Here is a 15,155-nt window from a genome sequence, read left to right on the forward strand (position 1 = left end):
CGGGGTTGCCGGGGCGTGGCGATCGCCACTCGGGGAATGACCGGACCGGCCTCGATGTTGGAACGTGGGATGAAAACCTCCAGGGGTGTGCACCCTCGCAAGTGGAGCGAGGCATCATGGACTCACCCGAAGGAATGAATATCGGTGGTCGGCGCGAGGCGAACGGTCTAGTTCGCGTTTGATCGGCACGGTGAGCGCGTGGGCTCCACCGGGCCGTCGGCTGTCAGAGCCGAATCGCGCCACAGCTCGGCGCCGCACGGGTGCCGGCTCAATCTCAGCAACACGGCTTCGAGAACGAAACGGGAGGGCGAAGCGGTGAACAAGCCCGATCCAGGTACGCCGATCTTCGGCGAGCTGAACAACGAGCTCGGCGGTCTGCCGGACATCGACGTGCACGAGTTCGACTCGCACAGCTTCGACTTCGGTGGCGGTTCGGCCGAGTCCGACGGCAGCGGCGCCGCCGCTGCGCCCGCCGCCCGGCAGAACGCGAACACGGCCGCCAAGGCGAGCAAGGGCGGTCGCGGAGGCGGTCGCCGCCGCAAGGAGGACTGATCGATCGTCCCCGACCTGCGGGAACGGGGACCGGTAGGCGCGTGCGGAGCTGGGGGCTGCGCACGACAGCGGTACCGCGCACGACGGCCGGGGTGAACGCGTTGAGCGCTCACCCCGGCCGTCGTCGTCAGCGGATCAGTACGTGATGGCCAGGCTCGGGTCGGCCAGCAGCGCGCCGACGTCGGCCAGGAACTGCGAACCCTGCTGGCCGTCGACGACGCGGTGGTCGAAGCTCAGCGCCAGCTGGCACACCTTGCGCGGGACGACCTGCCCGTCCACCACCCACGGCATGTCGCGGATCGCGCCGAACGCGAGGATCGCGGACTCGCCGGGGTTGAGGATCGGGGTGCCGGTGTCGACGCCGAACACGCCCACGTTGGTGATCGTGATCGTGCCGCCCGCCATGTCGGCGGGCGTCGTCTTGCCCTCCCGCGCTGTGGTGGTCAGCGCCTCCAGCGCCGCGGCCAGCTCCCGCAGCGACATGCCGTCGGCGTCCCGGACCTTGGGCACCACCAGGCCGCGCGGCGTCGCCGCCGCGATGCCCAGGTGCACGTAGTCCTTGTAGACGATCTCGCCGGCCTGCTCGTCCCAGGTGGCGTTCACGTCCGGAGTGCGGCGCGCCGCCAGGCACAGCGCCTTCGCGGCGAACGCCAGCGGCGTGACCTTCACGCCCTGGAACTCCGGGTGCGACTTGAGCCGCTGCCGCAGTTCCATCATCGGCGTGACGTCGACGGTGAGGAACTCCGTGACGTGCGGTGCGGTGAACGCGCTCTGCACCATCGCCTGCGCGGTGGCCTTGCGGACGCCCTTGATCGGCACCCGGCGCTCCCGCGCTCCCGCCGGGGCCGCCGGGGCGGTGGTGGCCGGCGCCGACGCGGTCTCGACGTCCTGGCGGGTGATCACTCCGCCCGCCCCGGATCCGGCGAGGGCCCGCAGGTCCACGCCGAGGTCCTTGGCGAGCTTGCGCACCGGCGGTTTGGCCAGCGGCACGGAGCCGCGAGCCGACCCCCCGGACGGAGCCGGAGCCGGTGCCACCGGGGCGGGAGTCGGAGCGGCCTGCGCCGGTACGGCGGGTGCGGCGGCCGAACCCGCCATCGCGCCCTGCAACGCCTGCTGCGCCGCCCCCGCGGCCGGCGCGGGGGCCTTGCGCGGGCGGCGCTTCGAACTCGTCGCCTGCGGGCCGTAGCCCACCAGCGTCGCGGTCTGCCCGTTGGTAGCGGCTTCGGCGGGCGCCGGGTCCGGGACGGGCTCGCCCGGCGCGGTGCCCTCCGGGTCCAGGTCGATGGAGATGATCGGCGTGCCGACCTCCACGGTCTGCCCCGCTTCGGCGAGCAGCTCGACGACCTTGCCCGCGTAGGCGCACGGCAGTTCCACCGCCGCCTTCGCCGTTTCGATCTCGACGAAGACCTGGTTGACCGCCACCGTGTCGCCGGGGCTCACCTTCCAGCCGAGGATCTCGGCTTCGGTGAGACCTTCCCCGACGTCGGGCAACGGGAAGTGCTTGAGTTGCGGCATCGGAGACTCCCTCAGAAGGCCAGCGAGCGGTCGACGGCGTCGAGCACTCGATCCAGGTCGGGCAGGAAGTGCTTCTCCAGCTTCGTCGGCGGGTACGGCACGTCGAAGCCCGTCACCCGCAGCACCGGTGCCTCCAGCGAGTAGAAGCACTCCTGCTGCACCCGCGCGGTGATCTCCGAGGTGATCGACGACTCCGGCGGCGCCTCGCTGGCCAGCACGAGTCGGCCGGTGCGGCGCACCGACTCGAACACCGGGCCCAGGTCCAGCGGGGACAGGCTGCGCAGGTCGATGACCTCCAGCTCGGTGCCCTCCTCGGCGGCGGCGTTCGCCGCGGCCAGGCAGGTGGGCACCGTCGGCCCGTAGGTCGCGATCGTCGCCGCCGTGCCCCGGCGCACCACGCGCGAGCCGAACAGCGGTGGCGGCTGCGCCTCGGTGTCCAGCTCCGCCTTCTCGTAGTAGCGCCGCTTCGGTTCGAAGAACAGCACCGGGTCGTCGCACTCGATGGCCTGGCGCAGCATCCAGTAGGCGTCCACCGGGTTCGAGCAGGACACCACCTTCAGGCCGCCGATGTGCGCGAACAGCGACTCCGGGGATTCCGAGTGGTGCTCGACGGCGCCGATGCCGCCGCCGAACGGCACCCGCACCACCACCGGCATCTTGACCTTGCCCTGGCTGCGGAAGTGCAGCTTCGCCAGCTGCGAGACGATCTGGTCGTAGCCGGGGAAGATGAACCCGTCGAACTGGATCTCGCACACCGGCCGGTAGCCGCGGATCGCGAGGCCCACGGCGGTGCCGATGATGCCGGACTCGGCCAGCGGCGTGTCCAGCACGCGGTGCTCGCCGAAGTCCTTCTGCAGGCCGTCGGTGACGCGGAAGACGCCGCCGAGCTTGCCCACGTCCTCGCCCATCACGAGGACCTTCGGGTCCTCCTCGAGCGCGGAGCGCAGACCCATGTTGAGGCTCTTGGCCATCGTCACGGTCTGCGTCGCGGCCGGGCGGGCGCTGCCGTTGGTGACGTCGGTCCGTTCCATCGCTGGTGCGGCCATCAGTGCACACCTCCCTGCGCGGCGGCGGGCTGTTCGGCGAAGCCGTCGAGGTAGCCGAGCAGTTCGTCGCGCTGCGCCGTGACGGCGGGGCTGGGTTCGGCGTAGACCTCGGAGAAGATCCGGGACGGATCGGGTTCGGGCATGGCGAAGCAGAACTCGCGGAACCGGGCGGCGAGCTCGTCGGACTCGGCCTGCACCTCGTCGAAGAACGCCTGGTCGGCGTCGTGCTCGCGCACCAGGTGGACCCGGAGCCGTTCGATGGGGTCCTTGAGCTTCCACGCCTCCAGCTCGTCGGAGAGCCGGTAGCGGGTGGGGTCGTCGGTGGTGGTGTGCGCGTCCATCCGGTAGGTGAACGCCTCGATCAGCACCGGCCCGTTGCCGTGCCTGCACTCCTCGAGCGCCCACTTCGACACGGCGAGGCTGGCGAGCACGTCGTTGCCGTCGACGCGGATGCCGGGGAAGCCGTAACCCGCGGCGCGCTGGTACAGCGGCACCCTGGTCTGGCGCTCCAGCGGCTCGGAGATGGCCCACTGGTTGTTCTGGCAGAACAGCACGAGCGGCGCGTCGTAGACGGAGCCCCACACCATCGCCTCGTGCACGTCGCCCTGACTGGTGGCGCCGTCGCCGAAGAACACCATGGTCGCTTCGCCGTCGTCGTCGCCGACCTTGCCGTCGAACTTCTGGCCCATCGCGTACCCGGCGGCGTTGAGCGCCTGGTTGCCGATGACGATCGTGTACAGGTGGAAACCGGTGCTCAGCGGGTCCCAGCTGCCGTGGTCGGTGCCGCGGAAGATGCCGAGCAGCTCGGTGGGGTCCAGCCCGCGGCACCAGGCGACGCCGTGCTCGCGGTAGCTGGGGAACGCCATGTCCCCGGCGCGCAGGGCACGACCGGCGCCGATCTGCGCGGCCTCCTGGCCCAGCAGCGGTACCCAGATGCCGAGCTGGCCCTGCCGCTGCAGGGCGTTGCCCTCCCGGTCGAAGCGGCGGACCAGCACCATGTCCCGGTACAGGTCGCGCAGCTGCGCGGCGGTGAGGTCGATGTCGAAGTCCGGGTGCGTGACCCGTTCGCCTTCCGGGGTGAGGAGCTGAACGAGGTCAGCTCCGCCTTCACTTGTCGCGCGCAAACCGGCGATCACCTGCTCCCGTGTGGGTTTCGCTGCAGTAGCGGCAGGGGGGCCGGAGGTGACGCCGTTGTCTGGCTCGTCTGCTGGATGGGCCGGTCGCGTCCAATGTTCCGGGGACATGCGGATCTCCTCGTGTCGCGCCGGACCGCCGCTTGTGACGACTGGGTCCGGCAGCTCCGGCCGGGGCCGCGCTGGCCGGGGTTGGGGCCATGCGAGTGCTCGACCGGAGTGGTTCGGATCGCTCCCCGCCATCCTGGCACGCGTACCGCCGATTCAGTGAGCCCTGCCACAGGGACGAAACCCGCGTGCAACGCCGCGGATCTCCTTCCCTACTGCACCGTAACCTTCGGAATTTCGACGAAAAATTGCAGGTCATCCAAGCAATGGGGTTCCGACTAACGCTCTTGGGAAGATCGCGGTACCGATACTGCGGGCATCCGATGATCGGTCGTTGCGAGAACACGCCATTCCGCGATGGAGCGGGCGGCACACTGGCCTGCATGAGCGACCTCGAGGACCGCCCGCCCCCGGTCACGTTGCCCGACGAGTTCGTCCTGCTGCTGCACCGGCCCGGCGGCGGGCACCGCTGCGCCCAGGTGGACCTGCTCACCTCGGTGGCCGAGCTGGGCGAGCTGGCGTTGCGCGGCCGGGTGGAGGTGGCGGCGAGCGCGAAGCTGACGGTGCTCGACCCGCGCTCCACCGGCATCGGGTGGGCCGACGAGCTGCTGGGGCGGCTGGCGCGCAAAGCCGGTCCGAAGGGGAAGCCGGTGGAGCTGACCGGGGTGCTGCCGGGTCGCCTCGGCCGGTTCCGCGAGCACCGCGGCCTGCTGACAGCGCACGGCGCGCTGCGGCACCGGCGTCGCAAGCTGCTCGGATTCATCCCCGACGACCTGTACGTCCCCGTCGAGCAGGTGCGGGAGTCGCTGGTCGCGGAGGTGCGGGACGCGGCGCGGCTGCGGCGGCCCGTCGACGGGAGGCTGGCCGTGCTGTGCGCGCTGGTGCACTCCGCCGGGATCGGCCCGTCGCTGGGCTGCGACGCGGACGAGCGGGCGGTGCTCGAATCGGTGTGGCGTGGCGACGGGCTCGGGGAGGCGGAGCTGCGCCCGCTGGCCGCGGTGTCCGCGGTGACCGCGGTGGCGGTCAGCGCCGCGGCGGCGGGCGCCGCCGGGTACTGACCGGGCCGGGCGGCTGAGCGGCCGGGAGTGCGGTCCCCCGGCGGGCATACGATCGCGGCATGGATCGTTCCGCCGTGCGCACCGCCGTTGAACAGGCGTGGCAGGACTCCGTCCTGCCCAGCCTCTCCGAACTCGTCCGGATCCCGGCGGTCTCGCCGGCCTACGACGCGGGATGGGTGGAGGCGGGGCAGCTCGACGCCGCCATCGAGCACGTGCGGGACTGGATCACCGCGCGGGGCATCCCCGGCGCGAAGCTCGACGTGGTGCGGTTGCCGGAGCGCACGCCGGTGCTGCTGGTGGACGTCCCCGCGACCGGGGCGGACGCGGACGAGCAGGACACCGTGCTGCTCTACGGCCACCTCGACAAGCAGCCGCCGGTCGGTGGCTGGTCGGAAGGCCTGGACCCGTGGACGCCGGTGGTTCGCGACGGCAGGCTCTACGGCCGCGGCAGCGTCGACGACGGCTACGCGCCCTACGCGGCGATCACAGCGATCGAGTCGATCCGCGCGCACGGCGGCGCGCACGCGCGCTGCGTGCTGCTGCTGGAGACGGGCGAGGAGTCGGGCAGCCCCGACATGTCCGCCTACCTCGACCACCTGGCGGACCGGCTGGGCGCCGTGTCGCTGGTGGTGTGCCTGGACTCGGGGGCCGCCGACTACGAGCGGCTGTGGCTGACGACCTCGCTGCGCGGTGACGTGCGGGTGGGCGTGCAGGTGCGGGTGCTCGACGGCGGGCAGCACTCCGGCACCGCCAGCGGCATCGTGCCCAGCTCGTTCCGCATCGTGCGCAGCCTGCTGGACCGGATCGAGGACTCGGCGACCGGCGAGGTGCTGCTGCCGGAGCTCAACGCGGAGATCCCGGCGAACCGGGTGGAGCAGGCGCGGGCCGCGGTGGCGGCGGTGCCCGGCCTGATCCGCGACTCGATCCCCGCGCGGGAGGGCATGCGCTGGGTCTCCGAGGACGAGGTCGAGCTGGCGCTGAACAACACGTGGCGCCCGACGGTGTCGGTGATCGGCGCGGAGGGCCTGCCGCCGCTCCCGGACGCGGGCAACGTGCTGCGCCCCTCCACCACGCTCGCGCTGAGCGTGCGCACCCCGCCGACGACCGACCCCGAGGTGGCGCTGGCCGCGCTGCGCGAGGCGCTGTCGGCGGACGTGCCCTACGGCGCGGAGGTGACGTTCCCGCTGTCGGACGGCGCGGCGGGCTGGAACGCGCCGGACACCGAGCCGTGGCTGGCGTCGGCGCTGGACGCGGTGAGCGAGGACGTGTTCGGCCAGCGGTGGGCGACGATGGGCCTGGGCGGGTCGATCCCCCTGATGGGCCTGCTGCAGGGTGCCTACCCGGACGCGCAGTTCGTGGTGACCGGTGCCCTGGGGCCGGGCAGCAACGCGCACGTCCCGGACGAGTCGCTGCACCTGGCGTTCGCCGCGAAGATCACCACGGCGATCGCCTACGCGCTGGACGCGCACGCCCGGCGCTGAGGAAGCGGGAGGACCGCCTCGTGCCGGTCACGAGGCGGCCCACCGAAGTCAGGACTTCGGGATCACGATCCACAGGACGATGTAGGCCACGAACTGCGGGCCGGGGAGCAGGCACGACAGGATGAACAGGAACCGCATCAGCCCCCTGCCGATGCCGAACCGGTCGGCGAGGCCGGCGCAGACCCCGGCGATCCGCTTGCCGTGCTGCGGGCGGGACAAGCTCATCTTCTGATTCCTCCTGTATCGCGGTGTTCGTCCCCATCGTGGGTGATCGACTACCGCCACGGATCAGGGGGGACCCCTGATCTCTCCTTGCTCCGGGGCACCGGGCTCGGGGTTCGAGCAGTGCTCCCGACGACTCCGCCACTTCACCACGCGGTGGAGGCCCGCGACGGCACCCTTCCGGCCACGACCGGGTAAGCGGAAAGTCGTACTCGGCCCGGCGCAGGTCGGGCCGAGACCGGTCAGCGCGCCAGTTCGACGAGCAGCCCGGGGTGGTCGGTGCCGTCGATCGGCAGGTTCTCGGTGCGTTCGAACCGGAAGTCGGCGGCGGCGAACACGTGCTGCACGCTGCCGTCGCCCTTGCGGAACCAGCCGTCCGGCACGCAGTCCTGCACATCCGGCGTGCCGCCGTGGCTGAGGTTGAAGTCGCCGCCGACCACCGCCGGGCGGCCGGCTGCGCCCGCGGCGCCCATGAGCTCCCGGCACTGCTCACCGGCGACTTCCGGGGCGTCGGCCGACAGGTGCGTGGTGCACGCGGAGATCGCGGAGAACGGCGCGCAGAGCATGACCCGCTGCTCGGTACCGCCGTCCTGGGCCGTGTAGGTCCGTTCGGTGACGGCGCCGCTGGGGGCGCCCAGGTCGGGGTGGGTCAGGATCGCGACGCCGTAGTCGCCGCGGCCGTCGGTGCACTGGTACGGCCCGCCGTCCCGGCGACCGGCCGGGGCGAACTCCGCGTGGTAGCCGGTCTGCCGGGTCATCGTGGTGATGTCGTGCGCGCAGACCTCGTTGAGCGTGACCACGTCCGGCCTGCGCTGCTGGACGGTGCTGATCCCGGAGCGCACCGCGGTGTCGTCGCCGGTGTAGCAGTCGGCGGCACCGCTGTGGCAGAGGTTCAGCTGCAGCACGTCGAACGAGCGTGCCGTCGTGTCGGCGACCGCGGGCGCGGCGAAACCGGCGCAGGCGAGCAGCGCTCCGGCGGCGGCGAGCGCTCCGGTGGTCGTGCGGGGGTTCTTCGGGCGGGGTAAGCGGATGTGGGTCATCGGCATCTCCTCCTCGGCGGCGCAGTCTGCCGAACGTCGCCCGCGGAGGGCAGCAGCCGAAGGTGCGGTTCTGCCTGGCCGACCATCGATGTCCCCCGGATAGCAGCAGGGGTGCACGGAAAGTGATCACGCTGTCGCGACTCCGTGCGGCGCAACCGGCCGGGGCCGAACAGCGCAGAACCGGCTCCGGCGCATGACATCTCCCACACCCCGAGCGGCGCGGCGGCGGTGAACTCGCTGTTGACCAGGGGCGTCCAGCACATGAAACTGAGCCTCTGCGCGGCCTGGGCGTGCGGGAATCGATCGTCGACGACGCGATTCGCGCATGATCTCGCCGGGCGGGGTGCGGGGCTCAACGGGGGGTTCCGCTGGGGACCTCAGCAAATTTGACAGCTTCGCAACATCGCGAGCGGGGATTTGAGCCCATTCGGGTGGCACTATCTCAGCACTCGCGTTCTCACCTACTAGGAGTGACATCGTGGCGCGTCGGACCACCTGGAGAGCTCTCGCCCTGCTGCCCGCGTTGGCGCTGACCGCGGCGGGCTGCGCGCAGTCCATCGCGCCGGTCGGCGCCGACGGCGAGCTGCAGTTCAAGGAGCCCGGCAAGCTCACCACCTGCACGCACCTGCCGTACCCGCCGTTCCAGTTCGACGAGAACGGCAAGACCGTCGGCTTCGACGTGGAGCTCGTCGACCTGGTGGCCCGCGACCTCGGCCTGCAGCAGGAGCTCTTCGACACGCCGTTCGAGGGCATCCAGTCCGGCGAGGCGCTCAACACGCGCAAGTGCGACGTCGCCGCCGCGGCGATGACGATCACCGACACGCGCAAGCAGAACATGGACTTCTCCGACCCGTACTTCGACGCGAAGCAGGCGCTGCTGGTCAGCAAGAAGGCCCCGTACCAGGACCTGCCCGAGCTGCGCGGCAAGAAGCTCGGCGTGCAGCTGGGCACCACCGGCGAGGAGTACGCGACCGAGCACAAGGCCGCGCACGGCTACGAGATCGTCCAGTTCGAGGACGTCGCGCTGATGGAGAACGCCGTGCAGTCCGGCAAGGTCGACGCCGCCATCAACGACAACGGCGTGGTGCTCGACTTCGCGAAGAAGAACCCGGACACCGAGGTCACCGGCGAGTACAGCACCGGTGAGGCGTACGGCATCGGCGTCCAGAAGGGCAACGCCCAGCTCGCCGCGAAGGTCAACGAGTCGCTGCGCAAGGCGCAGGAGTCGGGCGAGTACGACCGGATCTACGAGAAGTGGTTCGGCCAGGCCCCGAAGTGACGGCCCGAGCCGGGGCCGGGTGCCGAGCAGGCCCCGGCCCCGGCTGCTGCGCTGGGCGCGACACCGCCCACCGGCATCGATCACGGTGGAATTCCTGCGCCGTGGCGTGACCAACTGCGAAGCTCTGAGGACATCGGCAGCACCTGGCCGGGGAGAGTTGAGGAATGGCGACAACGGACACCGCAACGCCCGCGAAGCCGCGGATGAGCAAGCGGCAGCGCACCCGCGTGATCCGCGGCGTGCAGTACGCGGTCCTCGTGGCGGTGGTCTTGTGCGCGGCGCTGTTCGCGGACTGGCCCAAGATCGCGAAAGCGTTCTTCAACGTCGACGTCGCCGTCGCGCAGTTCCCCGGCATCATCACCTCGGCGCTGCTCAACACCATCGTCTACACCGCACTCGGGTTCGCCTTCGGCTTGGTGCTGGGCGTGGTGCTCGCACTGATGCGGCTGTCCTCGGTGGCGCCGTACCGGTGGATCGCCACGATCTACATCGAGTTCTTCCGCGGCGTGCCCGCGCTGCTGGTGTTCATCGCGCTCGGTTATGGCGTGCCGATCGCGTTCCAGCTGGTCTTCGACATCTACTCCACGGTGATGCTGAGCCTGGGCCTGGTCGGCGCGGCCTACATGGCCGAGACGATCCGCGCCGGCGTGCAGGCCGTGCCGAAGGGGCAGGTGGAAGCGGCCCGGTCGCTGGGCATGTCCTCGACGCGCACCATGGTCACGGTCGTGATGCCGCAGGCGTTCCGGATCATCCTGCCGCCGCTGACGAACGAGCTGATCCTGCTCACCAAGGACTCCTCGCTGATCTACCTGCTGGGTCTGTCGGCCCAGCAGTACGAGTTGTCGAAGTTCGGTCGCGGCGCGCTGATCCAGTACCAGTCGCTGACGCCGATCCTGCTCGCCGGGCTCTGCTACCTGATCATCACGATCCCGTTGTCGAGGTTGTCGAGCCGGCTGGAGCGCCGCTATGGCGGAGGCCGCCGCGGCCAGTGAGCAGGCGCGCGAAGCACTCGAAACCCACGACGGACGCAGTGAGGAACGCCGGATGAGCGCGATGATCGAGATTTCCGGGCTGGACAAGTCGTTCGGCTCGCTGGAGGTGCTGCGCGGCATCGGCCTGACCGTGCAGCGCGGCGAAGTGGTGTGCGTGATCGGCCCGTCAGGTTCCGGCAAGTCCACTTTGCTGCGCTGCGTGAACCTGCTGGAGCAGCCCACGAAGGGCCGCATCGCGGTGGACGGCGTCGAGGTGACCGACCCGGACACCGATCTGGACGCCGCGCGCAGGCACATCGGCATGGTGTTCCAGGGGTTCAACCTGTTCTCGCACCTGACGGTGCTGGAGAACCTGACCGTGGCGCAGCGCAAGGTGCTGCGCCGCGACCGCGCCGAAGCCGACCGCGTCGCGCAGGAGAACCTGGACCGGGTGGGCCTCGCGGAGAAGGCGGGTTCGATGCCCGCGCAGCTCTCCGGCGGCCAGCAGCAGCGGGTCGCGATCGCGCGGGCGCTGTCGATGAACCCGAACGTGATGCTGTTCGACGAGCCGACGTCCGCATTGGACCCGGAGCTGGTCGGCGACGTGCTCGGCGTGATGCGCGGGCTGGCCGACGAAGGCATGACGATGCTCGTGGTCACGCACGAGATGCAGTTCGCGCGGGAGGTCGCCGACCGCGTGCTGTTCATGGACGGCGGCGTCGTCGTCGAGCAGGGCCCGCCCGCCGAGGTGATCGGGAATCCCGCGGAGGAGCGCACCCGGACCTTCCTGTCCCGGGTCCTGGATCCCACGCACGCCGCCCCGAAGGACTGATCCGCGCGCATCGGGGCTCCCCGCGCGCCGGATGCGGTGCGTAGCCGGGAGTCCGGTCGCGTCCCGCGAATCGCTCGGCGGGGACTCCGCTGGAGTAGTCCAGTTCGGACGTTCGGTGGTTCCGCGCCGCGCCGCGCGCATTCGAGTGCGCTCCCCCGGCGGTGTCACGTGAGCCTGTCGCAACCCCAAGCTGAGTTCACGCGTCTGAGCTGTCGGTGGTAGTTGATCTACTACGCTGCGTGGAGTTCGCCGGATCGATGTCGGGGGCAGGATCGTGCCGAACAGGCCGTGGGACAACATCGGGGCGCCGACCGCCGCCGAGCAGCGACTCGACGATCTGCTCGGCCAGGGCAGAGCGTGGGGACGCCGCCCGGAAGGGCCGGTCGTCCCGCTCGACGTGCATGCCGACATGTTCGACCCGGACCGCGAGATCCGCGGCGAGTACCTGACGCGGAAGCTCGTCGAATCACCCGACGAGCAGGGCTGGCGCGCGTTCTGGCGCCGCGGCGGGCAGCAGCCCGTGGTGCGCATCGAGGACGCGGTGATCACCGGCAGGCTGGACCTGCGGGCCGCGGAACTGCCGTACCTGCTCGAATTCGTGCGCTGCCGCTTCGACATGCGGCCCGACCTGCGCCAGGCCACGCTCGCCGGGCTGGTGCTGTGGAACTGCCGCTTCCCTGGCCTCAACGGGCGGAACCTGCGCACCAGCCACGACACCGTGCTGCGCAACTGCACGAGCGTCGGCGGCATCGTGGACCTCGCCGACGCCCAGCTGGGCGGTTCGCTGCTGCTCAACGATTCCGAGCTGCGCAACCCCGGTGGGCGCGCGATCTACGCGGACCGCCTGGAGATCGCCGGGGCGATGCTGGGCCTGCGGCTGAAGGTCTCCGGCGAGGTGCGGATCCCGGGCGTGAAGATCGGCGGCAACCTCAACTTCTCCGGTGGCGCGCTGCGCAACCGGGGCCGAACGGCGCTCAACGCCAACGGGATCCAGATCGGCGGCAGCCTCCGCGGCGACGTCGACCCGATCAGCGGCAGCCCGTTCACCGTCGCCGGGCTGCTGTACCTGCCGAGCGCGCACATCGAAGGCGACCTGCGGTTGCGCGACGCGGTGCTGGAACCGGGCGTGAGCCCGCCGAAGCGCGGTGAGTCCCAGCACGACGACCCGATCAGCACGCTGCTGCTCGACCGCGGTGAAGTGCGCGGCGACGTGCAGCTCGACCAGGGTTTCCGCAGCGGCGGCACGATCCGCCTGGTCAGCAGCAAGATCGGCGGCGACCTGCGGATGGCGGGCGCGCAGATCGACCTGAGCTGGTCGCGCTCGCCGTCGGCCTCCGTGGAGAAGCCGATGCGCGCCGTGCACCTCGACGGCACCGAGATCCTCGGCAACCTCGAAGCCGCGAACACGGTGCTGCACGGGCAGATGCGCATGGTCGACGTGAACGTGCACGGCAGCTTCCAGCTCACCAAGGCGCGCCTGATCGGGCCGCGCACGGACACGTTGCAGGCCAACCGGATCCAGGTCGGCAGCAACTTCGACTGCCGCGAGGCCGACATCTCCGGCACGTTGCAGCTGCAGGGCGCGGACATCGGCGCCAACGTGGACCTGCGCTCCGCGCAGCTGCTCAAGCCCGCGTGGCACCGGCACCGCAGCGCCTACAAGTCCTCCCTGGACCTGCGGGCGGCGAGCATCGGGCGGGACCTGGTGTGCGCCGAGGGGATCCGTCCGTTCCGCGCGGAGGGCGAAGTGCAGCTGCGGCGCGCGGTCATCGGCCGGGCGGCCAACTTCTGGGGATGCCTGCTCGGCGACGGCAGCTCCGCGAACGCGTTCAACGCGTTCGGGCTGGTGGCCCAGGAATTGACGCTGCTGCCCGCGGAACCGCCGCTGGGGCGGGTCGTGCTGCGGCAGGCGCAGTGCGAACTGCTGGCGGACAACGCGAAGACCTGGGACGCCGCGGGCGGCGTCGACGTGGAGGACTTCACCTACTACAACCTCAGCCGCCCCATCGAGCCCACCGACGCGGCTCGGGTGCGGGAACGGCTCGCGTGGCTGCGCACCACCTCCGGGCGCTACCAGCCGGGCCCGTACGACCAGCTCGCGACCGTGTTCCGCAACAGCGGCAACGAAGAGCACGCCGTGACGGTGCTGATCGAGAAGCAGCGCCGCCGGTACCAGGCGTTGGCCGGGGCGTCACCGCTGCTGCTGCGCCCGCCGGTGCGGCTGTGGAGCCTGCTGCAGCGCAGCACCGTGGCCTACGGGTACCGGCCGCTGCGGGCGTTGCTGTGGTTGCTGGCGTTCGCCGCGGGCGGCTCCGCGTGGTTCGCCTCGCACGAGCTGCAGCCCATCAACGAGGAGGACCACCCGGTCTGGAACCCGTTCCTGTACACGGTGGACCAGCTGGTGCCGATCATCAACCTCGGCCACGACGTGATGTGGCGGGCCGACGGGCATTCCCAGTGGATCACCGTGGTGCTCATCGCGGTGGGCTGGGTCTTGGCCACCACGGTCGCGGCAGGCATCACTCGTGCTCTTCGTCGTGAGGAGCGGTGAGCCGGTCGTTTGGCTTTGGTGTCCGGGTGGCGGAACCTCAGCGTCCTTCTCGCTGCGGGATCTTTTTCCCTGGTGGCTCCGCCACGAGGGAAAAGCTGTCCTCGCGAGAAGGACGCTGAGAACCTGCGGGTGAGCGGCTTTTCGACGTGGGCTATGCGCTGGCGCGCATCCAGGCACGGCCTTCGGCCGCAAAGCAGGCACGGCTTCGCCGCCCAAGGCACGGCCTTCGGGCGTGAGGGCGACTTCGCTTCGCTCGGCTGTTGGTGGGTGGGGAGTGATTGCTCTGAACGGTCGTCACTCGAAGTGTTGATCGTGGGGAATGGTGCGCGGTTGGCGGAGGGAGAATTCCGCCGGGTGTGCTAAATCAAGGTGGCCTGATCGCGATTTTCGGAGGTCACCGTGGAGATCCGCTCTGCTCGTCCTGGTCGCCGCCGGCCCCCGGCTCCCGGTGAATCCTTTGTGGACGATCGTCGGCGGCCGGTGCTGCGGTGGGGCGTGGCGTGCGCGGTGGCCGCCGCGTGCGGCTTGTCGCCGGTGGTCGCGGACGCCGCGGAGCCGCTGGACTACGTCGCGCTCGGCGACTCCGCCGCGGCCGGGCCGCTGATCCCCGGGCCGGACCCGAACCTCGCCTGCCTGCGCTCGACGCGGAACTACCCGCGCGTCGCAGCCGAAGCGCTCGGCGCCCGGCTCACCGACGCGACCTGCTCCGGCGCGGAGATCACGGACTTCACCGGTCGCCAGCACGGTTTCCTGCCACCGCAGTTCGACGCGCTCAGCGCCGCCACCGACCTGGTCACCGTCACCATCGGCGGCAACGACGTCGACCTGGTGGGCGCGGCGGTGAGCTGCCTGAACGCCTTCCCCGAACCGTTCGGCAAGTCCTGCGCCGACGAGTTCACCGGGGACGGCCGCGACGAGTTGTCGAGCAGGATCGCCGCCATCGAGGGCGATCTCGACGCGGCGCTCGCCGGCATCGCCGACCGGGCACCGAACGCGGAGGTCGTGGTGGCGGGCTACGGAACCTACATCCGCCCCGGTGGCTGCTACCCGAAGGAACCGATCTGGGCGCGCGACGCGGACTACATCCAGTCCAGCGTGGACGAGCTCAGCGACCTGCTGCGGGACCGCGCGACCGCGCACGGCGCCGAGTTCGTCGACATCGGCGCGATCAGCGAGGGCCACGACGTGTGCGCCGCACCGCAGGACAAGTACCTCGAAGGCGTGCTGCCGACCTCGGTGGCCGCGCCGCTGCACCCCAACGCTCGCGGCATGGCGGCCTTCGGCCGGGCCGTCGCCGAATCCGTGCGCGAGCAGGCGGCGCGGACACCCGCCGACGACGCGGCCTGATCCCGCGCCGCGGCGTCGAG

At 71.0% G+C, this 15,155-nt stretch carries 13 protein-coding genes; 8 read left to right on the forward strand and 5 right to left on the reverse strand.

Annotation, left to right across the window (positions count from 1 at the left end; translation table 11 throughout):
* Positions 1-315 precede the first annotated feature (315 nt).
* Positions 316-552 (forward strand): hypothetical protein, encoded by a 237-nt coding sequence (locus tag OOZ19_RS14030; protein ID WP_266090524.1) that lies wholly within the window; start codon positions 316-318, stop codon positions 550-552.
* A 135-nt stretch (positions 553-687) separates the two neighbouring features.
* On the opposite strand, the gene OOZ19_RS14035 is transcribed toward OOZ19_RS14030, so the two are convergent.
* From OOZ19_RS14035 to pdhA, 3 genes are read right to left on the reverse strand one after another with little or no spacing between them, the layout of a single operon-like run.
* Entirely contained in the window at positions 688-2,067 is a 1,380-nt protein-coding gene (locus OOZ19_RS14035; protein ID WP_266090525.1) for a dihydrolipoamide acetyltransferase family protein, read from the reverse strand.
* Positions 2,068-2,078: 11 nt separating this feature from the next.
* Complete coding sequence (locus OOZ19_RS14040; protein ID WP_266090526.1) at positions 2,079-3,113, reverse strand: alpha-ketoacid dehydrogenase subunit beta; 1,035 nt, start codon at positions 3,111-3,113, stop codon at positions 2,079-2,081.
* Complete coding sequence (pdhA, locus tag OOZ19_RS14045; protein WP_416309431.1) at positions 3,113-4,357, reverse strand: pyruvate dehydrogenase (acetyl-transferring) E1 component subunit alpha; 1,245 nt, start codon at positions 4,355-4,357, stop codon at positions 3,113-3,115. Before pdhA ends, OOZ19_RS14040 begins: the two co-directional genes overlap by 1 nt.
* Before the next feature lie 380 nt (positions 4,358-4,737).
* Between pdhA and OOZ19_RS14050 the strand changes: the two genes are divergently transcribed.
* Positions 4,738-5,412: a GOLPH3/VPS74 family protein gene (locus tag OOZ19_RS14050; RefSeq protein WP_266090528.1), complete on the forward strand. Its 675-nt coding sequence runs from the start codon at positions 4,738-4,740 to the stop codon at positions 5,410-5,412.
* A 59-nt stretch (positions 5,413-5,471) separates the two neighbouring features.
* Positions 5,472-6,893: a M20/M25/M40 family metallo-hydrolase gene (locus tag OOZ19_RS14055; protein ID WP_266090529.1), complete on the forward strand. Its 1,422-nt coding sequence runs from the start codon at positions 5,472-5,474 to the stop codon at positions 6,891-6,893.
* A gap of 48 nt (positions 6,894-6,941) precedes the next feature.
* Here the strand turns inward: OOZ19_RS14055 and OOZ19_RS14060 are convergent, their stop codons facing one another.
* Together OOZ19_RS14060 and OOZ19_RS14065 are read right to left on the reverse strand one after the other, a co-directional pair.
* A complete protein-coding gene (locus OOZ19_RS14060; protein WP_266090530.1) occupies positions 6,942-7,118 on the reverse strand; it encodes a PspC domain-containing protein in 177 nt (58 codons plus the stop codon).
* 239 nt (positions 7,119-7,357) lie between these two features.
* Positions 7,358-8,155, reverse strand: coding sequence for an endonuclease/exonuclease/phosphatase family protein (locus OOZ19_RS14065; protein WP_266090531.1), 798 nt, complete (start codon positions 8,153-8,155; stop codon positions 7,358-7,360).
* A 478-nt stretch (positions 8,156-8,633) separates the two neighbouring features.
* Here OOZ19_RS14065 and OOZ19_RS14070 point away from each other — a divergent pair, with 478 nt between their 5' ends.
* The 5 genes from OOZ19_RS14070 to OOZ19_RS14090 all read left to right on the forward strand — a co-directional run bounded on the left by OOZ19_RS14070 (position 8,634) and on the right by OOZ19_RS14090 (position 15,135).
* Positions 8,634-9,434, forward strand: coding sequence for a basic amino acid ABC transporter substrate-binding protein (locus tag OOZ19_RS14070; RefSeq protein WP_266090532.1), 801 nt, complete (start codon positions 8,634-8,636; stop codon positions 9,432-9,434).
* A 203-nt stretch (positions 9,435-9,637) separates the two neighbouring features.
* Positions 9,638-10,426: an amino acid ABC transporter permease gene (locus OOZ19_RS14075; protein WP_266090570.1), complete on the forward strand. Its 789-nt coding sequence runs from the start codon at positions 9,638-9,640 to the stop codon at positions 10,424-10,426.
* 52 nt (positions 10,427-10,478) lie between these two features.
* Positions 10,479-11,237 (forward strand): amino acid ABC transporter ATP-binding protein, encoded by a 759-nt coding sequence (locus tag OOZ19_RS14080; protein ID WP_323055137.1) that lies wholly within the window; start codon positions 10,479-10,481, stop codon positions 11,235-11,237.
* Between the two features lie 274 nt (positions 11,238-11,511).
* Positions 11,512-13,788, forward strand: a complete 2,277-nt coding sequence (locus tag OOZ19_RS14085) for a bactofilin family protein (protein ID WP_266090533.1) — start codon at positions 11,512-11,514, stop codon at positions 13,786-13,788.
* A 459-nt stretch (positions 13,789-14,247) separates the two neighbouring features.
* On the forward strand, positions 14,248-15,135 hold the full coding sequence (locus tag OOZ19_RS14090; protein ID WP_266090534.1) for an SGNH/GDSL hydrolase family protein: 888 nt from the start codon (positions 14,248-14,250) through the stop codon (positions 15,133-15,135).
* Positions 15,136-15,155 lie beyond the last annotated feature (20 nt).

Origin of the sequence: Saccharopolyspora sp. NFXS83 (genome assembly GCF_026241095.1) — a bacterium.
GTDB lineage: Bacteria > Actinomycetota > Actinomycetes > Mycobacteriales > Pseudonocardiaceae > Saccharopolyspora_C.

Bases quoted from the DNA above. Each gene is read 5' to 3' on its own strand.
- OOZ19_RS14080 (WP_323055137.1), top strand. From the start codon at position 10,479: ATGAGCGCGATGATCGAGATTTCCGGGCTGGACAAGTCGTTCGGCTCG.
- OOZ19_RS14075 (WP_266090570.1), top strand. From the start codon at position 9,638: ATGAGCAAGCGGCAGCGCACCCGCGTGATCCGCGGCGTGCAGTACGCG.
- OOZ19_RS14055 (WP_266090529.1), top strand. From the start codon at position 5,472: ATGGATCGTTCCGCCGTGCGCACCGCCGTTGAACAGGCGTGGCAGGAC.
- OOZ19_RS14050 (WP_266090528.1), top strand. From the start codon at position 4,738: ATGAGCGACCTCGAGGACCGCCCGCCCCCGGTCACGTTGCCCGACGAG.
- OOZ19_RS14060 (WP_266090530.1), bottom strand. From the start codon at position 7,118: ATGAGCTTGTCCCGCCCGCAGCACGGCAAGCGGATCGCCGGGGTCTGC.
- OOZ19_RS14065 (WP_266090531.1), bottom strand. From the start codon at position 8,155: ATGACCCACATCCGCTTACCCCGCCCGAAGAACCCCCGCACGACCACC.
- OOZ19_RS14040 (WP_266090526.1), bottom strand. From the start codon at position 3,113: ATGGCCGCACCAGCGATGGAACGGACCGACGTCACCAACGGCAGCGCC.
- OOZ19_RS14035 (WP_266090525.1), bottom strand. From the start codon at position 2,067: ATGCCGCAACTCAAGCACTTCCCGTTGCCCGACGTCGGGGAAGGTCTC.
- pdhA (WP_416309431.1), bottom strand. From the start codon at position 4,357: ATGTCCCCGGAACATTGGACGCGACCGGCCCATCCAGCAGACGAGCCA.